Origin of the sequence: Fictibacillus nanhaiensis (assembly GCF_042686385.1) — a bacterium.
Lineage (GTDB): Bacteria > Bacillota > Bacilli > Bacillales > Fictibacillaceae > Fictibacillus > Fictibacillus nanhaiensis.
Genome location: NZ_JBHUPF010000006.1, coordinates 2,420,521 through 2,439,306 on the forward strand (window position 1 = coordinate 2,420,521; position 18,786 = coordinate 2,439,306).

Sequence of the window (18,786 nt, forward strand, 5' to 3'; positions counted from 1 at the left end):
GTTAAGCATTAATTTTTAAATAGTGTAGTTTCGCATAGTTGTAGCAGCACATAGAAAGCGTCTTTTTGTGTTATCTTATATCACTTGAAGATGAGTGAACCAAAGTAACATCTTTCTATAATAGAGCGTTTAATATGCATCTTTAAAGAAAATAAGCCAAGCAAGATTCCGCGCTTGGCTATGTGTACATTCTTTATTTTAATCTTCCACTTCTTTTTTGTCACCCAAAAATAAACGAATTGTCTTACCAGCTTCAAGCTTCACACCAGCTTTTGGAGCTTGCTCTACGATGTAATTCCCTTTTCCGGAAGTTTCAATTTTAAGGTTATACAATAGGTTCGTCAGCTCTTTCGTTTGTTTTCCAACTAAATCTGGAACAACTATCTCTGGAGCATCGAGCCAAGTTTTCTCTTTTTCTATCTGATCTTTTTGCTTTTTAACTCCCATGGCAGAGAGACTGTCTTCAATAATATTTCCTACGATTGGTGCTGCCACGATTCCACCAAACTGAAGGGTTTCTTTCGGATTATCTATTGCAACATAAACAACGATCTCAGGGTTATTAGCAGGAGCCATCCCGATAAAGGAAACGATATGGTTGTTCTTTAAATAGACACCACCTTCTGCCTTTTGAGCAGTTCCCGTTTTCCCTCCAACACGATAACCATCTACAAATGCATTTTTCCCCGTCCCTTGAGCTACAACACTTTCTAATGCACGTCTAACTTCTTTTGACGTTTTTTCAGAGATCACTTTTCTCTTCAGTTTTGGAGTCTGCTTACTCACTACTTTTCCTGTTATAGGATCCACTAATTCTTTAGCTATATAGGGTTCGTACAGATAACCACCGTTTACGGCCGCAGACACGGCAGCTACTTGTTGAATCGGAGTAACAGAAACCCCTTGTCCGAACGCGGTAGTAGCAAGCTCAAGTGGACCAACTCGATCTAATGAGAATAAGATTCCTCTACCTTCCCCAGCCAAATCAACACCTGTCTTTTCCCCAAACCCAAAGTCTTTAATATATTCAAAGAGCTTATCTTTACCTAATCGTTGACCAAGAATCACGAATCCCGGGTTACAAGAGTTCTGAACGCCTTCTAAAAAGCTCTGACTGCCATGACCACCTGCTTTCCAGCATTTAAGCTTTCTCCCTGCAACTTCGATCGATCCAGGATCGTGAAAATGATCTTTATTTAAGTCAACTTTATCTTCTTCGAGTGCAGCAGCAAGTGTAATGATCTTGAAGGTAGAACCAGGTTCATATTGTGCCCACACTGGCAGATTTCGATTGTAGACTTCTGGTGAAACACGCTTATACTCTTCTGGGTCAAAATCGGGGCGTGAGCTCATGCCAAGAATTTCGCCCGTATTCGGATTCATCGCTATAGCGATCGCTCCATCTGGGTCATAAGTAGCTTGAGCGATATCAAGCTCTCTTTCAATAATGGTTTGAACACGTGAATCTGTCGTTAATCTAAGGTCGTATCCATCTTTCGGTTTCTCATACTTGTCCGATAACGATGGCATCCTCCGTCCCCTTGCGTCCGAGAAGAAAGAGATATGACCTTTTTCCCCATTCAGCTGCTCATCATAGTATAGTTCTAGGCCTGTGAGCCCTTGGCTATCAATACCTGCAAAACCCAACACATGAGAAAGGTAAGAACCATATGGATAATGCCTTTTACTATCTTCTGCAACAAAGACACCCGGCAGGTTCAATGCTTCCACTTCTTTTGCTTTCGCATTGCTGATTTTTCGTCCTCCATTATCAATCCTCACAATTGAGGCTTTCTTCGTAAGTCTTTGATACACTTCTGTTTTTGATATATTTAACAAAGCAGCCAATTTTTCAGCTGTTTCATCTGGTTCCTTTATCTGTCTTGGAACAACAAAAACGGTCGGAGCACTAATATTTGTTGCGAGTACCACATCATTTCGGTCTAAGATCTTCCCTCTTTTCGGTTCGAAGGGTATGTCCCTGCTCCAGGAATCAAGCGCTTGATCTGTCAACATATCTCCAAGCACAAATTGAACATAGCCGAGCCTTACAGAAATGACAAAAAAGAAAGCTACCCCAAAAACAAGAACAAAAATTAAGCGCCTGCGTACAGTTACATTCGAAACTCGCACACACAATACCTCCCTTGTATGTCTCGTTTCAAATATATGCTTGTACACAAGCGCCTAGAACATTTAGTCTGTTACCGGCAGATCTTCATCTTCTGACGGTTCTTCTGTAGATCCTGTTTCTTCCACGTTCTCTTCTTCAGCATCTGTTTCTGTCACTTTAGGAGGTTCTAGTTGAACAACAAAGAAATCTCCTTCTTTAACAGGGTTTCCAGGTTTAATGCTTTGCTTTACTGCAAATCCACTTCCTGTAATCGTTTCTTTCAATCCAAGAAGTTTACTGATTCTTAAGATATCCATGTAAGACCAGTCTTTAACATCAGGCATCTTCGCATCCCCAGATGTTCTTAAGATGACTCTTTCACCTTTCATCACATAAGCACCTTCATAAGGTTCTTGGTTGATGATCTCATTACCTGAACCAATGACTGAAACTTGCATGCCGAGTTTTTCTAGATCGCTCTTGGCTTTTTCAGCCGACTGACCCGTATAATCTGGTAATTCTTTGCCGTACGATTTTTTAACTTTAGAGGACTTATCGTTTACTTTGACTTCAGGCTGAATGTTTAAATATTGAAGCCCGCTTTTCATTACACTTGTAAAAATATTCGCAACAGGTGTAGAACCCATCTCAGGGAATTCAACCTTTGGACGCTCCACAGCCACATAGACTAACAATTTAGGATCATCTTTAGGAGCCATCCCCAAGAAAGAGAACACATTCTCCCCCCAACCAGAAATGTATTTCCCGTCTTTCCCTACGATCTGTGCTGTTCCTGTCTTTCCGGCTACGCTGTAACCGTCGATCATATAAGGTTTACCCGTTCCATCTGTTACTACTGTTTCTAATATATCTCTTACTTGTTTCGCAGTTTCTTCGGAAATCGGTTTACCTGCTACTTTCGGTTCATTCGATAACACCGTCTTCTTCGTTTCTGGGTCCATGATCTTGTCGATCACGTATGGTCGCATCATCTTACCGCCATTGGCAATAGCTGTTGCCGCTTGAATCTGTTGAATTGGCGTGATCGTCGTTCCTTGTCCGAACGCAGTCGTTACTTTTTCTATCTCATAGTTATAAAGAATGGATCCACTCTTCTCATTCGGCAGATCAATATTCGTCTTTTGATCTAAACCAAATTTAGAAAGATAACTTCTATATTTCTCATAACCTAGTTTTTCACGTACAAGTTTAGAGAAGGCAACGTTAGAAGAGTTTTGAACTCCTTCGTTATAAGTGATCGGTCCCCATCCTCTTTTATTATGGTCATAGATCGGTCTTCCGATGTTCGGAAGCTTATACGATCCAGATTGGAACACCTCATTACCGTTATATTTACCTTCTTCGATGGCGGCTGCCAAAGTAAAGATCTTCATAGTGGATCCTGGCTCAAAAGGATAAGAAACAGCAAAGTTCGTATAGTTTTTTATGTCCTTTTTGTTCGGATTAAAACTAGGTGAATTACTCATCGCGAGAATTCTTCCTGTTTTTGGATCAGCAACAATACCAGTAATCTTTTCAGGTTTATATTTTTTAGCCGCTTCTTGGACCGCTTCATCTAAATAAAGTTGGATCTTTTCATCAAGTGTTAAATAAACATCCTGACCATGTTTTGGTGGTGTGATCGACTCTTTATTCGCTGGAATCGCTCGACTGAAAGCATCCCCAACAAAGGAAATCTTGCCATCCTTTTCTTTTAGATACTTGTCTAGTGATTTTTCAAGTCCCATCAGACCGGTCTGAACACCTTCTTCACCATTACCCGTGTACCCTAATACATGAGCCGCGAAGCTTTGGTTAGGATAATAGCGTCTAGATTCTCTTAAGAAATCAACACCAGGAATCTTCATCTTTTCGATCTGTTCTTTTTTTCGATAAGACACTTTTCTTCCAGACGGAATCTCTACTTGAAATCTTCCTTCTTTACTCAATAGTTCTTCTAGGTCTTCCTTATCAGAATCCAAGACTTTTGTAAGTTTTTCTGCTGCTTCTTCTGGATCTTTAATATGATTTGGATACTTTTTATCGAGTATTGCTATTACGCTGTATGAAGGAATGTCTTGCGCTATCACTTCACCGTTTCGATCAAACATGGTTCCTCGTTTTGCATCTAAAACATCGCTCTTCATCCATTTCCTTTTGCCATATTCGATTAGATCTACTCCTTCTGCAGATTGAGAAGAAGCCACTAGAAAGAACTTACTCGTTAATACAAAAAAGAGCACGGTAAACACAACCATCAGAATACCTGCTCCAACATTTTTTCTTTTTAATTTCATAACAACACCTGCTTTTTAGTCCTGAACCACTTTGACGTTCTTATCGTCAAAGATGAACCCCTGTTTCTTTGCCAATTTCATGATGCGTTCCGGATTACTTAGTTCTGTAACTTGAAGATGATAATCTTCAACGATCTTTGTTTCAGCAGTAAGGTCCTTTTGAATACTCTCAACTTTAGCAGTGGCCTGATAAACAGACGCGTATAGAGAAATGAGCCAAATCAATCCAGCAATTAAGACGACCCCCATAGCTCCCCATAAAACGACTTCACCTTTTGTAAATATCTTTCGAGATGGTGATGGTTGCTGTACCGGCTTTGGATTTCTTTCTGGCTGTAACTGTACTTGTTGTTTTTGAACTTGATAGGCTAAATTGCTCACTTTAGCTCTCCTCTCTATTTTTGTTTTTCAGCGACCCTCAATTTTGCTGAGCGTGATCTTCTGTTTTCTTCAAGCTCATCATCTGTAGGTACGATTGGTTTTCTTGTGATGAGTTTTAACTCTGGTTTGTATTCTTCTGGTATAACCGGCAGACCTGGAGGGAGTTCCGGACCTGTGCTTGCTTTTTTTAGTATATTCTTACACGCACGATCTTCTAAAGAATGGAAGGTGATAACTGCAATCCTGCCACCTACATCTAATAGTTCAATGGAATCTTGCAATGCATCTTCAAAAGCGTTCAATTCATCATTTACAGCGATACGAATGGCTTGGAACGTTCGTTTAGCAGGATGACCACCTGTTCTTCTTGCAGGAGCAGGTATAGCGTCCTTTATTATTTCGACAAGTTCACCAGTTGTTTGAATCTCTTTTTTCTCACGAGCCGCCTCAATCTTTCTAGCGATCTGTTTAGCGAATTTTTCTTCGCCATATCTTGAGATGATCTTCATCAGCTCATTGAACGACCATTCATTCACAACTTCTTTTGCTGTAAGATCACTTGATTGATCCATTCGCATATCAAGCTCAGCGTCATGCTGGTAGCTAAACCCTCTATCCGCTTCATCTAGTTGTGGAGATGATACACCTAAGTCGAACAGGATGCCATCTACTTTATGTATGCCACGTTTAGAAAGCTCTTCTTTAATATGACGGAAATTGCTGCGAATAATCGTATACTTTCCTTCATGTTCCTTTAGAACCTGACGGGCGTTTTCAATAGCTATGTCATCTTGATCAAATGCGTATAGATGGCCAGTTTCTAATTGAGACAGGATAAGTGCACTATGACCTGCCCCACCTAACGTACAATCAACATAAATTCCATCTGGTCTCACGTGTAAAGCGTCTACTGATTCTTGTTTTAAAACGGTTATATGGTCAAACATGGAAAATTCCTCTCTGCTATAAACTTAAGGGTTATAAATCAAAATCCATCAGACTCTCTGCAATTTCTCCAAATGAGTCTTCTGACTTTGAGAAGTATTCTTCCCAAATTGATTTACTCCAAATTTCAATTCTATTCGACACACCTATTACTACGCAATCCTTTTCTAGTTTTGCATAGTCTCTGAGCGGAGATGCAATGTTTACTCTTCCCTGTTTATCTAACTGACACTCAGCAGCTCCAGAAAAGAAAAAACGAGTAAATGCACGTGCATCCTTTTTAGTGAATGGCAAACTCTTCAGTTTTTCCTCGATGACTTTCCACTCATTTAAAGGATAGCCGAATACACATTGATCCAATCCGCGAGTTAAGATAAACTCTGTGCCTAGTTCTTCACGAAATTTGGAGGGAATGATCATACGTCCTTTTTCGTCGATGCTGTGCTGATACTCTCCCATGAACATATGATCACCCCACTTTCTCCCCTAAATCTACCACAACGCTCCACTTTTCACCACTACAAGTATTATTCGTGTACAAAAAAAAAAATCCTGCTGTAGCACAGGATTTTTTCTAAAATATTTTAAGGTTTTAAACATATACAATCTTATGTTTCCCATTGAATTGATAAGGGTATTGTATAAGTTTGTTCATAAGAGAAGGACCTTCTCCATTTATGAATTGATAGATGTTCCATACCCTCTCTTGCAAGATTCCAGTCGGTTTCAATTGAAGCATGATTTCATCAAATTCGGCAAGTGGCTCTTTTATCTTTTTTCGAACGCGTTGTTCTAACTTATTCTCCATATAGTCGATCTCAGATAAGATTCGTTTTAAATTCAAATCTGCAACCGAAAGGAGTTTTGGATCGATATCTTCGGCTAATCGAATCAACTTTTCATAGGAAGAAGTGAAATCTGCTTTAACAGATTGCACGGTGTCGTAAGTCTCAATCGGCCGGTTCATTGCATACCACTCACGCTTATATTCTTCTGTTCCATTCTCTAGAACTTGTTTCACCGTTATTTCCTTTGATTGAAGCAATTCATTAACGCCAGTCGTAACGAGAGTAAAAGATAGCCTTGGTGTCAGTATAGGCATCATTCTATTAAATTGACTGAAAACCTTTCCTAGTACAGCCCAATACGCAATCTCTCCTGGTCCAGCAACAAACGATAATACCGGTAAAAGAAATTCTTGCATCAATGGTCGTGTCACTACATTATTGCTGAATTTTTCTGGGTGGTTAATCGCTTCCTCAAGAAGTTCTGATTCAGAGATCGTGAAGTCTTTCTCTTTAGAAGAGAATCCCTCTTTATCACGATACAGTAAGATCCGTTCTTGATTCTTCATGTAGAAGAGGTGCGCATTGTTTTCTTGAATCTCGATCGGAGCTGAATAGCCACTTTTACACAGTTCTTCAGTTCGAACGTTAAAAGCTTTATCTATCGCTTTGTTTTGAACAATCATCTCTTTTAACATGGAAGATTGCAGTTTTTTAAACGAAGGATCTCCAGAATCTAAAACGATAAGCCCCTCTTCAGAAAACCATTTGGATAGAAGCTTCGCGAAGAACGTAACGATAGAGTCTGAGTCTTTTAAGATACGTTCAGTCTCTGCGACTAAATCACTTGTAAAAGCTGTTTCACCGAAGGAACGAAATACTTCCTTCAACCAAGGTTGAACCTCATCACAATCCCACTCCCATAGGGAGGCTGAAGACTTCACGCTGCTCGCTGACTTTAATGATACTTTTTTAGCTGTATTGTTCCTAGAGACCATAACATGATTGATCTCATCCATATCATGATCTTCACCAGCTATCCAGAAAACAGGAACAACGGGAACATTTAATTCTTTTTCAGCTTGTTTTGCTAGTTGAATGGTACTGATGCACTTGTAGATGACTAAGAGCGGTCCGGTTAGAAGTCCCGCTTGTTGTCCACCAACCACAGCCAAACTCTCTTCTGCATTCAGTTTTTGTATATTCTCTATTGTTTTGGCAGAGGAACCGATCTTTTGATTATAAGTAGTCAGATAATCCGTTAGACCCTTTCTAGGAAACGAATAACGCTTCAATTCCTGTTGTCTCTTTGTCCATTCGTGTTTATCATAAGGAGATTTATAATCAAAAAAACGGACAATCTCCGCATCTCCGTTGGAGTACCCTTCTAAAAAAGGCGATGTATGAAGCTGCATTTCCTCCAGTCTCATTTATGAACTTCCTTTCTACGTATCAATTACATCCTTAACGAGTATAGCAAAGAACGAATAAAGAACATAAAAAATATGCTCTAAATGTCCAAAATACGTGAAATGATTCCATATGTCATCAACGAAAAGTAACCGATCGAAAGAACAAGAAAATGTAGACGCCAATTTAACCTAAGTATTTTTCCGATAGACAGTTCTAAATCATTTTTCCAAATCACATATGTAAAAAACAAACAACCGAATAAAAATACGAGTATAAGAATCCAATAATAAGAGTGTCCCCAAATTTCCACCGTCATTCTTTCAATAGCAAAAAATAAAAATAACGTTGTACTATCAACACCCGCCTTAAAGGCTTTTCTCCTTTTTTTCGTAACTTTCAGCATACTCTTATTAACAAGAAAAAAGACAATATAAGGAACGGTTATCAATGTAGCAACAATCGCACCTACAACACTAGTCAATCATTCATCCTCTCCAATCCAATGCACGAATCGCTTCATACGCAAAACGAGAATAAGGGGTTTGGACCTTTAACTCGAATCCTCGCTTAATAATCTCACCCGTAATACTCTCTATTTCCGTCTGCTTGCCGCTCTCTACGCTTTTTAACATAGAGGATCGGTTTAATGAAGTATTTCTGCACAAGACTAACAATTCCTTCCATAATACTTCACGCTGCTCTGTCATATTCAATACAGCAATGGTTTCTTCAAAAAGCTCTCTCATCATGGATAACGCATGCGAATTTGTTAAAAGTTCTCCATTTGTTATTCTTAATAACGCTGTAAGAGGATTGATGGATGCATTCATAATTAGTTTTTCATAAACCATTGGTTCCCACTCTGCCTCTAAAAGAATTGGAAAATGACTTGAATGAAGAAGGTCGCTCCATCTCTGTTCAGAATCCCCTCGATATGAAGAGAGTTTAATCCTGCCCTCTCCGAGGTGATGAACGGTCGTATCATCTTTCTTAACCGATCCGTGTTCAACAACACCAATGACTATTTGTTTTTGTGGCATTCTTTTTAAAAATGGTAGATGACTGATTCCATTTTGTAAAAAGAGATAGGAAACGTTTCGGTATTTATTCAATCCCCTTAATTCATGCATAGCATTTTGTTTAACTGCAATCACACACGAGGATTCTTCACCAGAATATTGTGCAAAAGGTTTTGCATCGACCATTACAGTTGTCTCAGAACCATCAACGTTTTTGTACGTTAATCCAAACTTTCTAAGTTCCTCCGCTTGTTCAAAGCTTCTTGTATAAACTACAGGTTCTCCCCCATTTTTTTTTATAAAGTAGGAAACCAATAACCCGATTGCCCCGCCGCCAATGACACTTACTCTCATATATAGCTCACCCCATATTCTCTTTCTCGATATTATCATATTCTTAAGGGATACTAAAAAAACCTCCCGAATACGGGAGGTTCATGTGTTTAAACAGGATAAACAGGATGCTTTCGTTCACTAAATACCATTTCTTTATTTTCATAGAATGCAAAACGATTTATTAGTTCATCTCTTAAGAATGAAGGTGAAACGATATCATCAATGATCATTTCCGATGCAAGTTTATAAATATCGATATGTTCTTTATATTCTTGTTGCTTTTGCTGAACAAATTGAATACGTTCTTTCACATCTTCAATCTCATTGATCTTATTTGAATATACTGCGTTCACTGCTGCTTCTGGTCCCATTACTGCAATTTGAGCCGTAGGCAAAGCGATGCAACAATCAGGTTCAAACGCTGGACCTGCCATCGCGTATAGACCGGCACCGTATGCTTTTCGGACGATCACTGAAATTTTTGGTACCGTTACATCACTCATCGCTGCTATCAACTTTGCTCCATGACGGATGATACCCGCTCTCTCTACTTTCGTCCCGATCATAAATCCTGGAACATCTGATAAGAAAAGAAGCGGAATGGAGAAAGCATCACAAAGCGTGATAAATCGTGCTGCTTTGTCCGCAGAATCAACAAAGAGTACGCCGCCTTTAACTTTAGGTTGATTCGCAATGATACCAACTGGTTTTCCATCAATTCGACCAAAACCCGTCACGATCTCTTGCGCGAATAATTTTTTCATCTCAAAGAAGCTACCCTCATCGATGAGTCCATCTATAAATTCATACATATCAAACGGAACATTCTGATTTTCTGGCACGATTGCTTCTAACTCTCTCCCCGCTTTCGGAGCAATAGCATCAGCATTCGGAGCTTTTAATTTATAGTTACTAGGGAAATAAGATAGATACCTTTTCGCTTCTTCAATGGCTTCTGTTTCATCCACTGCTAAAACGTCACCGCATCCACTAACCGAACAATGCATTCTTGCTCCGCCCATTTCTTCAAGCGTCACTTTTTCCCCAATTACTTTTTCAGCCATTCGCGGACTTCCTAAGTACATAGAAGCATTTTGATCGACCATGATCACGATATCACAAAAAGCGGGTATATAAGCGCCACCTGCCGCTGATGGACCAAATAGAATACAAACCTGTGGAATCATCCCAGACATCTTTACTTGATTATAAAAAATCTTTCCTGCTCCACGGCGGTTCGGAAACATGTCGATCTGATCCGTAATTCTAGCACCTGCCGAGTCAACAAGGTAAAGCATCGGAACTTTTAACTTTTGTGCTGTCTCCTGTATGCGAATGATCTTTTCAACTGTTCTAGCTCCCCAAGATCCAGCTTTTACAGTCGAATCATTGGCCATTACACAGACCGTCTTTCCGCCAAGTTTTCCAATCGCCGTTACAACTCCATCAGCTGGAAGGTCTCCTGCTTGGTTGTTTGCAAATTTTGCATCCTCTACGGTGTATTCACCATTATCAAAAAGAAGTCTTAGTCGGTCACGAACGAACATCTTATTTTGAGAACTGTTCTTTTCATGATATTTCTGTGCACCACCAGCTTCAATCTCGTCGATCTTTTCTTTTAATTGATTTTCTAATTTTGCTACCATGATATACCTCCTTCAAGAGAGTGAGCGCTCGTTCAGATTGTTTGCACGCTAATTCTATTTAAGTGTAACCAGTACGTCACCCTCATTCACAAAGTCTCCAGATGCAAACTTAATGTTTTCTACTGTTCCCGCATCAACAGCGTCAACGGGAATTTCCATTTTCATAGATTCTAAGATGATAACGGTTTGTCCTGCTGCTACCTCGTCACCTTCACTAACCAATACTTGCCAAACTGTGCCTGCCATAGATGCTGTAATTTCTTTCATTTCTCTCTCTCCTCTTTTTAATTTATGGTTTTGATACTTTCTTTTTACTTAAATAACTCGTGGTATAGTCACCTTTTACAAAATCCTCTTCCTTCAAGATCATTTGAAATAGCGGTGTGTTTGTTTTTAGGCCTTCTATCTCAAGTGCATCAAAGAATTCAACCGCATTCTTTATACACTTCTCACGATTGGAATCGCTTACAATTATTTTCGCAATCATCGGATCATAAAAAGGTGTAACAGCATTTCCACTCTCATAACCAGAATCGATCCTTACTTTCTCAGAACTTGGCCATATAAGTTTTTCAATCTTACCAGGGGATGGGAAGAACGTGATCGGGTCTTCCGCATAAAGCCTAAACTCTATCGCATGGCCATTACTCATGATTTCCTCTTGAGTTAATGGTAACTTTTCACCTCTAGCTACTTCGATCTGCCATCTTACTAGATCAAGCCCTGTAATACTCTCTGTAACAGGATGTTCGACTTGAAGTCGTGTGTTCATCTCTAGAAAATAGAAATCTCCATTCTCGCTTACGACAAACTCAACCGTTCCAGCATTCACATAATTCACAGCTTCAGCTGCTTTAACAGCAGAATCCGTAATTTTAGAACGAAGGCTTTCTGTTAGAAATGGTGATGGTGATTCTTCAACAACTTTTTGATTTCGTCGCTGAACGCTGCAATCTCGTTCAAAAAGATGAACGATATTTCCATGAGTATCACCCATGATTTGAACTTCAATATGTCTAGCATTCTCGATACATTTCTCAATAAACATTCTGCCAGAACCAAAGTAGTTCTTTGCCCTTTGTTGCGATGAGACAAAATGTTTATGAAGATCTTCGCGGTTATCGCATTTTACCATACCGATTCCGCCACCACCGCTACTCGCTTTAAGCATCACGGGATAACCGATCTGCTCAGCAAGTTTCACACCTTCTTCAACATCTTCGATAGGCTCGATCGTACCAGGTACGATAGGTACACCTGCTTGCTGCATCGTTTTTCTCGCCATGATCTTATCGCCCATCCATTCAATTGTTTGTGGCGACGGACCTATGAATGCTATTCCAGCTTTCTCTATCTTTTTGGCAAACTCATCATTCTCAGATAACAATCCGTAACCCGGATGAATAGCATCTACCTTATGTTTAAGAGCGACTTCTAGAATTACATCACTCTGCAGGTAAGATTTTGCTACTGGAGGTTCACCAATATGTACCGCTTCATCCGCAGCTTTTACAAAAGGGAGGTCTTTGTCTGCTTCAGAATATACAGCAACCGTTTGAATGTCCATTTCTTTACACGTTTGAATAATACGCAGTGCAATCTCACCACGATTAGCGATTAATATTTTTTTCATGTTCATCCTCCTTCCTGTTGTCAACATTACGTTTTTCGACATAAAAACCAAAATTCCTTTTTGTAAGCGTAAACTAAACGAATATTTTATTTTTAAAGAATTTTTTGTATAATTAGTATATACTATAAATATAGAGAAAAGTACAGAAAGACTGGGGGAGAACATATGTTTAAGTATGAAGTAAAAAAATTATTAGTTAACTATAAAACGCTTGAAGAATTTAAGCAGTTCAAGGAATACGGCGTACAAGAACTGTCAATGCTTGAGGATCTTCAAGAAAATATGATCGAAAACGACAGTGAGTCTCCATTCTACGGAATTTACTATGGTGATAAACTAGTTGCACGTATGAGTCTGTATCAGATCGAAGCTGCTTATGATCAATACTTTGATCCTCCACAAGATTATTTAGAGCTTTGGAAGTTAGAGGTATTGCCTCACCATCAGACAAAAGGTTTAGGGAAAGCTTTAGTAGAGTTCGCAAAAACGTTCCAGCTTCCGATCAAGACGAATGGCAGACAACAGTCTGGCGGTTTTTGGGAGAAGATGGGCTTTGAAGCTGTAACCTATAATCAAGATCGTGACCGCGGACAAAATCCTTACGTATGGTACCCAACAGGTGTAAGTGAACAACGCCTTGCATAAAAAATAAAAAAGATGGCGGAAGCCATCTTTTTTTAATTTCTAACAGGTACTTCTACTAACTTTCTTGCCCTGTCCATAATCTGCAATACATCTTGATAATCTCGTTGTACGGCTTCATATTCTTTATTCACTTTAGTAAGTTTATTCTTCAACGTTCCGTTTTCTTTCTTCAGGTTTTGAAGTTTCAACATCAGTGCTTTATTTTCCGCTTCTAAGTTCTTGGAAACCGGCTTTTCAGCCTGAAGCTGCTGCAAAAACAAAATAATCTCGTTTAAAGATAGTGGCTTATCATTTTTCGCGGTGTTAGAATGCTCCATTTGAAGTACTTCGTTATTGTGATGTTCAATGGTAGATGCAAACTGTTTAACTTTTCGCTTGTTTCTCTCTTTGCGTACTTTTTTAGCCTCAGTTATCGCTTTATCATATTGTTTACGAATAAGTGAGTTCCACCGAAATCCACAGGCTGCTGGTGTTCTAGTCAGCTTCTCTCCTACCTCTTCAAAAGCAACCAACTGTGTGCTTCCCTCGCGAATATGCCGAAGTGTTACTTCAGCAAGAATAGCATCTTCATCTTTTGTCCAGGCATCCTGGCGCAAATTTGTCATTTAGATCCCCCCATTTTAGTGGTTTGTAATAAGAATATGCTAGTGCTAGATAAGATAGACTTTTTATTCTACTAAAATGGGGAAAACTTATTTTCTTAAGAATGCCTCTACTCTTTTATGATGGTCATCTGACGCCCATAGCTTTGAACATCGTGTGATCTCATTTTGTACGCTCTGCTTTATTTTTTCTTTATCAAATCTTTCAAGCTGAAGAGCTTTATAAGATTCGATGACTCCGAGAGGTTGAGAAGTAAAACGACTTACATAGCGTTCCGTTTCTTTCAAACTGTTTCCTTTAATGACATATTGGATGAATCCGTAATCCATACCTTGCTTAGCAGTAACAGGAGTGGAACTGTATAAGAGATCCATAGCTCTTGTCAGGTTGATTCTTTCTAAGAGGTATGTACCGCCTCCCCAGCCCGTTGAAATGCCTAAACGACCTTGTATAAAACCCACTTTTGCCTCTGCACGAGCTAGTCTGATATCACATGCGGATGCAATCTCGCATCCCCCTCCAACTGCTGATCCGTTTAAAAGAGCGACAGTAGGTTTCGGGAAGAAAAATAGATCGTGAAGGATGTTTCCCATTTTCGATAACATCCCATACGCTTGATCTTCAGTCTTTAATGAATGAAATGCACTGAGGTCTCCTCCCGAACAAAACGCTTTTGTACCTGCTCCTGTAAGGATAAGAACTTTAACCTCTTTATCCAGTTTCGCTACGTTTAAAAGCGTTGATAATTCTTTCATCACATCGTAGTTAATCGCATTACGTACAGAAGGTCGATTTAATGTGATCCATCCTATTCCATTCTTTTTCTCCCATAGTACAGGTTGCTCGTTCATTATGTTCACCTCCGATACAAAAGAAAACGCTTTATTTATGTATATGAAAAAACAGGAAGCCTATAGCTTCCTGTTTTCATTACTTGCTTACTACTTCTTTTCCTTTGTAAGATCCACACTCACGGCAAACGCGGTGAGATAACTTGTATTCTCCGCACTGTGGACACTTTACCATACCAGGCATGGAAAGCTTGTAGTGTGTACGACGCTTCGCTTGGCGAGTTTGAGAAGTTCTGCGAAAAGGTACTGCCATTTGTATCCACCTCCTTAAAGGTTCTAGAAAGAATCATTATAACCTATTCTTTCACTTTTTGTCTTCGTCAAAAAATTTAGCCAGACCTTCCAAACGCGGATCAATCCGGTTTTTCATGTCTTCATCCGTAACCCTCTTCCATCCTTTTCCTTCCTTAGGAGCAGGACTGTCTGTCACATCAGCAGCCGTAATTTTCAACGGTTTTTCAAGCAAAATATGCTCTTCGATGACAGGGAGAAGGTCAACGTAATGTCCTTCGACTTTGTGAAGGCTCTCTTCATCTTCGTATTCCGTATAATTCGGATCGAAAATAAAAATTTCCGTCGTTTTTACCGAGAATGGAAATTCCACATCTACCAATGTGTTGGCACATGGCAACACCATTTTTCCTTTTATGTTTAAGTAAAAAGTGGCTTTTTGCTGAGTTACATCTGCATGTCCTTCTACGTGAACAGGATCAACGCTTCTGATCTCCGGGTCTTTTTCCATCACTCCGCTCGCATCAACATTTTGTTCAAACGTTAACGGTTTACGGTAAAAATTTTTAATTTCTTGTAGTGACCATTTCATGTCTTTATCACCTCAAGGCAACAGTAGTAATTATATCGGTCATCAAATAAAATGTCAATATTTTATCTTTACACTGATACTTTTGATTCTAAACTCTTTTTAGTACAATGTAAACAAGTATAATCGAACGTTTAAAGGAAGTGGAACACTTGAAAGCAACTGGTGTTGTTGTAGAATATAATCCGTTTCACAACGGACATTATTATCATTTACAAGAAACGAAAAAAGCTACAGGTGCTGATTGTATTATCGCCGTGATGAGCGGTAATTTCCTTCAACGAGGAGAACCTGCTCTCTTATCCAAATGGAAAAGGACAAAGATGGCTTTATTAGGTGGAGCCGATCTTGTTATTGAACTTCCGTATGCTTATGCCACTAGTCATGCACCTCGTTTTGCTTCTGGCAGCATTTATTTGCTGCAGTCTCTTGGTGCAGAATCTTTTTGTTTTGGAAGCGAATCTGGGGATGCTGAACTTTTTAGCAAGACACATGAATGGTTGGACGATAAGCAGGAAACGTATCAAGAACTTATTCGTTCATTCTTGAACAAAGGTCTATCCTATCCTTCAGCAGCTTCAAGAGCTTACGAATCACTAGATATTCCATTAGCCCTTGATCTCAGTAAGCCCAATAATATCTTAGGTTTTGAATATGTAAGAGCTAGCCGTGAGTTAGGTTCACATATTCGACCTGTTACAATAAAGAGGAAAAATGCTGATTACCATGACGTGATGCTAGGTACAGGCAACATCGCTAGCGCCACGGCTATCAGAGAAGCGATTTTTACAAGCGATGCCGAACAAGCAGCACCGTATATGCCTAGTTACACATTTGAGTTGTTAGCTCAAGAACAAGTTGAAAAAGGTACACTTATGAACTGGGAACGCTTTTATCCACTTCTTCGTTATCAACTATTATCTACAACTCCTAGTGAAATAAACCGTTATTACGAGGTTGAAGAGGGTTTAGAATATAGGATGATCGAAGCGATGAAGAAATCTGACTCATTCGATACGTTCATGAAACATCTAAAGACTAAACGTTATACTTGGACAAGACTGCAACGTGCGTGTTTACACATTTTAAATAAGGTGCAAAAAGAAGAGATGCTAGCCATTCTAGACTCTCCCCCTTCCTACATACGCGTGTTAGGGATGACAGGTAGAGGCAGGGAGTATCTAGGTTCTGTAAAAAAATCGTTGGATCTTCCTCTTGTTACAACGGTCTCGAAGCATGACTTATCTGGATTAAGGATGGAGGCTAAGGCATCTTTGGTCTACGCCCAAGGGGCAGCTCGAAATACTCTAGAAGCTGAGAAAGAAGAATTTAACACTCCGCCGGTAATGGTGTGATGATTGGCTGGCTCTTCTTAGCGTGGTTAAAAGCCGCTCCGACGAGCGAAAAAAGGATGCAGAAAAGCCAAATGTGGCTTCTGCATCCTTTTTCTCTACAATTTCTTTAAATAATCCAGTGCATCGTTCAACGTTTTAACAGGAACGATTTTCATCTTAGATCCAATATCTTTTTGAGCTTTCACTGCATCACTATAGTTTTCTCCATCAACAGGAGCAAAGAAAATTTCGGCGCCAGCTTCATCAGCTGCAACAATCTTTTGTTGGATACCGCCGATCGGTCCAACATTCTTTTGAAGGTCCATGGTTCCAGTTCCTGCAATCTTCTTTCCATGGGTTAGATCTTCTGGCGTTAGCTGATCCATAATTTCTAACGTGAACATCAGCCCAGCTGATGGCCCTCCGATCTGTGAAGTGTCAATTTTCACTTTAGGATCTGTTACAATTGAAACATCTGCTACAGGAGAAGTAATGCCTAGACCCGCTTTAGGTCCTTGATCTTGAATATATTTCTTTGGAAACTCCTCGATATTTATATTCACATTCATTTTCTTATCGCCGCGGAGTATCGTTAAATCTACTGAATCTCCTGCTTTTTTAGGAGCAAGTGTATCAAGAAGTTTTTTTGTTTCCATAACCGGATTACGGTCAACTGCAATAATCTTATCTCCAACTTTTAACTTTTTTTCTGCCGGCATGCCTGACATGATCCCCGTAACATAAACACCATGATATTCAATATCTACTTTTTTTCCTGCTTCTTGAAACGCAACAATCGTTGCAGCATGTTGTGAATCTTCCATCATCTGAAGTTGTCGTTGATTGTACTCTTCATCTGTCTCATCTTCTCCTCTGATTTGATCAGCAGGAATGACTTCGCGGTAATCACTCAGCTTTGCCCATATGTATTGCGGAATGTTCGCTGTACCCACAGATACTGTAGTCAGCATAAAGACTCCTGTATCTTCGTCTCCTCCCTCAACATTAATGATGGGATCTAATACCCTTGCATCTCCAGGCGAGGTAATGTAGTAAGGAAGTGGATAGAACGCTAAAAAAGCAAACACCAACAAAAATAGAATAATGAATTTATTTTGCGAGAAAAAGTTTTTTCGTTTTGTTGTCTTTTCAGTGGTCATGCATAGACTCCTTCCAGTTGTTGATCTTCTCTAAAATTTTTGGGATCTGTTTTGTGCCTGCTTCTTCTCCTATAGCGATTATATCATTTACATCTTTAAATGCTGTAGAGCTGAATTGTTCAACCATCGGACGAATCATAATATCTGCTGAAATTTCATGCCAGCGGACCATTTCCCGCTGCATGATATCAATGCTCTGAATGATAACATCAAAAATAGATGACACTTGAAGTTCCGCTTTAAAGTGAGAGATATCTACTGCTATCACAAGATCTGCTCCCATCTCTCTTGCCACTGAAACAGGTACTCGATCGATGACTCCACCGTCCACTAAAAGTTTGCCATCTATTTTTTCAGGTACTAATATTCCAGGGATCGAGATGCTAGCACGAACTGCATCTGCAATCGGACCAGTTCTGAATACCACTTTCTCTCCTAACAGTAGATCAGTTGCTACAATCGCTAACGGAATATCCGTTTGTTCAATATGTTTTTGTTTAGTAAGAAGCCTTACGAGTTCTTTGATTTTCTTCCCTGTAATAAATCCCATCTTAGGGACTGTATAATCCATATAATATTTACGTTTAAAAAGCGTTGCCATACGGTAAAGATTTTCATCGCTATGACCCATACTTACCATCGCACCCACTAATGCTCCCATGCTGCTTCCGGCTACCATATCTATAGGAATCCCAGCTTCTCTTATTGCTTTAACAACACCAAGATGTGCAAACCCCCTGGCACCACCAGATCCTAGAGCAAGTCCGATTTTCGGTTCTTTCATCCTTTGCTCCTCCTTTAGAAG

The 18,786-nt window shown here is 39.6% G+C and carries 19 protein-coding genes; 2 read left to right on the forward strand and 17 right to left on the reverse strand.

Going from position 1 to position 18,786, the window contains the following annotated elements; translation table 11 throughout:
- Positions 1 to 198: 198 nt before the first annotated feature.
- The 11 genes from ACFS5O_RS15970 to ACFS5O_RS16020 form a co-directional block, all read right to left on the reverse strand.
- Complete coding sequence (locus ACFS5O_RS15970) at positions 199 to 2,133, reverse strand: stage V sporulation protein D (RefSeq protein WP_205726039.1); 1,935 nt, start codon at positions 2,131 to 2,133, stop codon at positions 199 to 201.
- 63 nt (positions 2,134 to 2,196) lie between these two features.
- Positions 2,197 to 4,410, reverse strand: a complete 2,214-nt coding sequence (locus tag ACFS5O_RS15975) for a penicillin-binding protein (RefSeq protein ID WP_205726038.1) — start codon at positions 4,408 to 4,410, stop codon at positions 2,197 to 2,199.
- Positions 4,411 to 4,425: 15 nt separating this feature from the next.
- The gene (ftsL, locus tag ACFS5O_RS15980; protein WP_066393441.1) at positions 4,426 to 4,791 is read right to left on the reverse strand and encodes a cell division protein FtsL; all 366 of its coding nucleotides are present in this window, start codon (positions 4,789 to 4,791) and stop codon (positions 4,426 to 4,428) included.
- A 14-nt stretch (positions 4,792 to 4,805) separates the two neighbouring features.
- A complete protein-coding gene (gene rsmH, locus ACFS5O_RS15985; RefSeq protein ID WP_066393439.1) occupies positions 4,806 to 5,738 on the reverse strand; it encodes a 16S rRNA (cytosine(1402)-N(4))-methyltransferase RsmH in 933 nt (310 codons plus the stop codon).
- A 31-nt stretch (positions 5,739 to 5,769) separates the two neighbouring features.
- Positions 5,770 to 6,201, reverse strand: a complete 432-nt coding sequence (gene mraZ, locus ACFS5O_RS15990) for a division/cell wall cluster transcriptional repressor MraZ (protein ID WP_066393436.1) — start codon at positions 6,199 to 6,201, stop codon at positions 5,770 to 5,772.
- Positions 6,202 to 6,328: 127 nt separating this feature from the next.
- Positions 6,329 to 7,951, reverse strand: a complete 1,623-nt coding sequence (gene bshC, locus ACFS5O_RS15995) for a bacillithiol biosynthesis cysteine-adding enzyme BshC (protein WP_205726037.1) — start codon at positions 7,949 to 7,951, stop codon at positions 6,329 to 6,331.
- An 80-nt stretch (positions 7,952 to 8,031) separates the two neighbouring features.
- Complete coding sequence (locus ACFS5O_RS16000; protein WP_205726036.1) at positions 8,032 to 8,415, reverse strand: DUF3397 domain-containing protein; 384 nt, start codon at positions 8,413 to 8,415, stop codon at positions 8,032 to 8,034.
- Between the two features lie 4 nt (positions 8,416 to 8,419).
- The gene (locus tag ACFS5O_RS16005; RefSeq protein ID WP_205726035.1) at positions 8,420 to 9,307 is read right to left on the reverse strand and encodes a ketopantoate reductase family protein; all 888 of its coding nucleotides are present in this window, start codon (positions 9,305 to 9,307) and stop codon (positions 8,420 to 8,422) included.
- A gap of 89 nt (positions 9,308 to 9,396) precedes the next feature.
- Complete coding sequence (locus tag ACFS5O_RS16010; protein ID WP_205726034.1) at positions 9,397 to 10,935, reverse strand: acyl-CoA carboxylase subunit beta; 1,539 nt, start codon at positions 10,933 to 10,935, stop codon at positions 9,397 to 9,399.
- A 54-nt stretch (positions 10,936 to 10,989) separates the two neighbouring features.
- Positions 10,990 to 11,202 (reverse strand): acetyl-CoA carboxylase biotin carboxyl carrier protein subunit, encoded by a 213-nt coding sequence (locus tag ACFS5O_RS16015; RefSeq protein WP_144700945.1) that lies wholly within the window; start codon positions 11,200 to 11,202, stop codon positions 10,990 to 10,992.
- A 22-nt stretch (positions 11,203 to 11,224) separates the two neighbouring features.
- A complete protein-coding gene (locus ACFS5O_RS16020) occupies positions 11,225 to 12,568 on the reverse strand; it encodes an acetyl-CoA carboxylase biotin carboxylase subunit (RefSeq protein ID WP_205726033.1) in 1,344 nt (447 codons plus the stop codon).
- 165 nt (positions 12,569 to 12,733) lie between these two features.
- Here ACFS5O_RS16020 and ACFS5O_RS16025 point away from each other — a divergent pair, with 165 nt between their 5' ends.
- A complete protein-coding gene (locus ACFS5O_RS16025) occupies positions 12,734 to 13,213 on the forward strand; it encodes an N-acetyltransferase (RefSeq protein ID WP_066393419.1) in 480 nt (159 codons plus the stop codon).
- Positions 13,214 to 13,245: 32 nt separating this feature from the next.
- Here ACFS5O_RS16025 and ACFS5O_RS16030 read toward each other — a convergent pair whose 3' ends face one another.
- The 4 genes from ACFS5O_RS16030 to ACFS5O_RS16045 all read right to left on the reverse strand — a co-directional run bounded on the left by ACFS5O_RS16030 (position 13,246) and on the right by ACFS5O_RS16045 (position 15,490).
- Entirely contained in the window at positions 13,246 to 13,818 is a 573-nt protein-coding gene (locus ACFS5O_RS16030; RefSeq protein ID WP_205726032.1) for an RsfA family transcriptional regulator, read from the reverse strand.
- 87 nt (positions 13,819 to 13,905) lie between these two features.
- Positions 13,906 to 14,667, reverse strand: coding sequence for an enoyl-CoA hydratase/isomerase family protein (locus ACFS5O_RS16035; protein ID WP_205726031.1), 762 nt, complete (start codon positions 14,665 to 14,667; stop codon positions 13,906 to 13,908).
- A 79-nt stretch (positions 14,668 to 14,746) separates the two neighbouring features.
- Positions 14,747 to 14,920 carry a 50S ribosomal protein L32 gene (gene rpmF, locus ACFS5O_RS16040; protein WP_066240492.1) on the reverse strand — a complete coding sequence of 58 codons (174 nt, stop codon included), beginning with the start codon at positions 14,918 to 14,920 and terminating at the stop codon, positions 14,747 to 14,749.
- Positions 14,921 to 14,971: 51 nt separating this feature from the next.
- Positions 14,972 to 15,490: a YceD family protein gene (locus tag ACFS5O_RS16045; RefSeq protein WP_066393415.1), complete on the reverse strand. Its 519-nt coding sequence runs from the start codon at positions 15,488 to 15,490 to the stop codon at positions 14,972 to 14,974.
- A gap of 149 nt (positions 15,491 to 15,639) precedes the next feature.
- Here ACFS5O_RS16045 and ACFS5O_RS16050 point away from each other — a divergent pair, with 149 nt between their 5' ends.
- On the forward strand, positions 15,640 to 16,842 hold the full coding sequence (locus ACFS5O_RS16050) for a nucleotidyltransferase (RefSeq protein WP_205726030.1): 1,203 nt from the start codon (positions 15,640 to 15,642) through the stop codon (positions 16,840 to 16,842).
- A gap of 95 nt (positions 16,843 to 16,937) precedes the next feature.
- On the opposite strand, the gene ACFS5O_RS16055 is transcribed toward ACFS5O_RS16050, so the two are convergent.
- Together ACFS5O_RS16055 and ACFS5O_RS16060 are read right to left on the reverse strand one after the other, a co-directional pair.
- On the reverse strand, positions 16,938 to 17,981 hold the full coding sequence (locus ACFS5O_RS16055) for a SepM family pheromone-processing serine protease (RefSeq protein ID WP_205726029.1): 1,044 nt from the start codon (positions 17,979 to 17,981) through the stop codon (positions 16,938 to 16,940).
- Positions 17,971 to 18,765 (reverse strand): patatin-like phospholipase family protein, encoded by a 795-nt coding sequence (locus ACFS5O_RS16060; RefSeq protein ID WP_205726028.1) that lies wholly within the window; start codon positions 18,763 to 18,765, stop codon positions 17,971 to 17,973. Before ACFS5O_RS16060 ends, ACFS5O_RS16055 begins: the two co-directional genes overlap by 11 nt.
- Between the last annotated feature and the right edge of the window lie 21 nt (positions 18,766 to 18,786).

Bases quoted from the DNA above. Each gene is read 5' to 3' on its own strand.
- ACFS5O_RS16010 (WP_205726034.1), bottom strand. From the start codon at position 10,935: ATGGTAGCAAAATTAGAAAATCAATTAAAAGAAAAGATCGACGAGATT.
- ACFS5O_RS16045 (WP_066393415.1), bottom strand. From the start codon at position 15,490: ATGAAATGGTCACTACAAGAAATTAAAAATTTTTACCGTAAACCGTTA.
- ACFS5O_RS16020 (WP_205726033.1), bottom strand. From the start codon at position 12,568: ATGAAAAAAATATTAATCGCTAATCGTGGTGAGATTGCACTGCGTATT.
- bshC (WP_205726037.1), bottom strand. From the start codon at position 7,951: ATGAGACTGGAGGAAATGCAGCTTCATACATCGCCTTTTTTAGAAGGG.
- ACFS5O_RS16060 (WP_205726028.1), bottom strand. From the start codon at position 18,765: ATGAAAGAACCGAAAATCGGACTTGCTCTAGGATCTGGTGGTGCCAGG.
- ACFS5O_RS15975 (WP_205726038.1), bottom strand. From the start codon at position 4,410: ATGAAATTAAAAAGAAAAAATGTTGGAGCAGGTATTCTGATGGTTGTG.
- ACFS5O_RS16005 (WP_205726035.1), bottom strand. From the start codon at position 9,307: ATGAGAGTAAGTGTCATTGGCGGCGGGGCAATCGGGTTATTGGTTTCC.
- ACFS5O_RS16030 (WP_205726032.1), bottom strand. From the start codon at position 13,818: ATGACAAATTTGCGCCAGGATGCCTGGACAAAAGATGAAGATGCTATT.
- ACFS5O_RS16025 (WP_066393419.1), top strand. From the start codon at position 12,734: ATGTTTAAGTATGAAGTAAAAAAATTATTAGTTAACTATAAAACGCTT.
- ACFS5O_RS16015 (WP_144700945.1), bottom strand. From the start codon at position 11,202: ATGAAAGAAATTACAGCATCTATGGCAGGCACAGTTTGGCAAGTATTG.
- ACFS5O_RS16055 (WP_205726029.1), bottom strand. From the start codon at position 17,981: ATGACCACTGAAAAGACAACAAAACGAAAAAACTTTTTCTCGCAAAAT.
- rsmH (WP_066393439.1), bottom strand. From the start codon at position 5,738: ATGTTTGACCATATAACCGTTTTAAAACAAGAATCAGTAGACGCTTTA.
- rpmF (WP_066240492.1), bottom strand. From the start codon at position 14,920: ATGGCAGTACCTTTTCGCAGAACTTCTCAAACTCGCCAAGCGAAGCGT.
- mraZ (WP_066393436.1), bottom strand. From the start codon at position 6,201: ATGTTCATGGGAGAGTATCAGCACAGCATCGACGAAAAAGGACGTATG.
- ACFS5O_RS16035 (WP_205726031.1), bottom strand. From the start codon at position 14,667: ATGAACGAGCAACCTGTACTATGGGAGAAAAAGAATGGAATAGGATGG.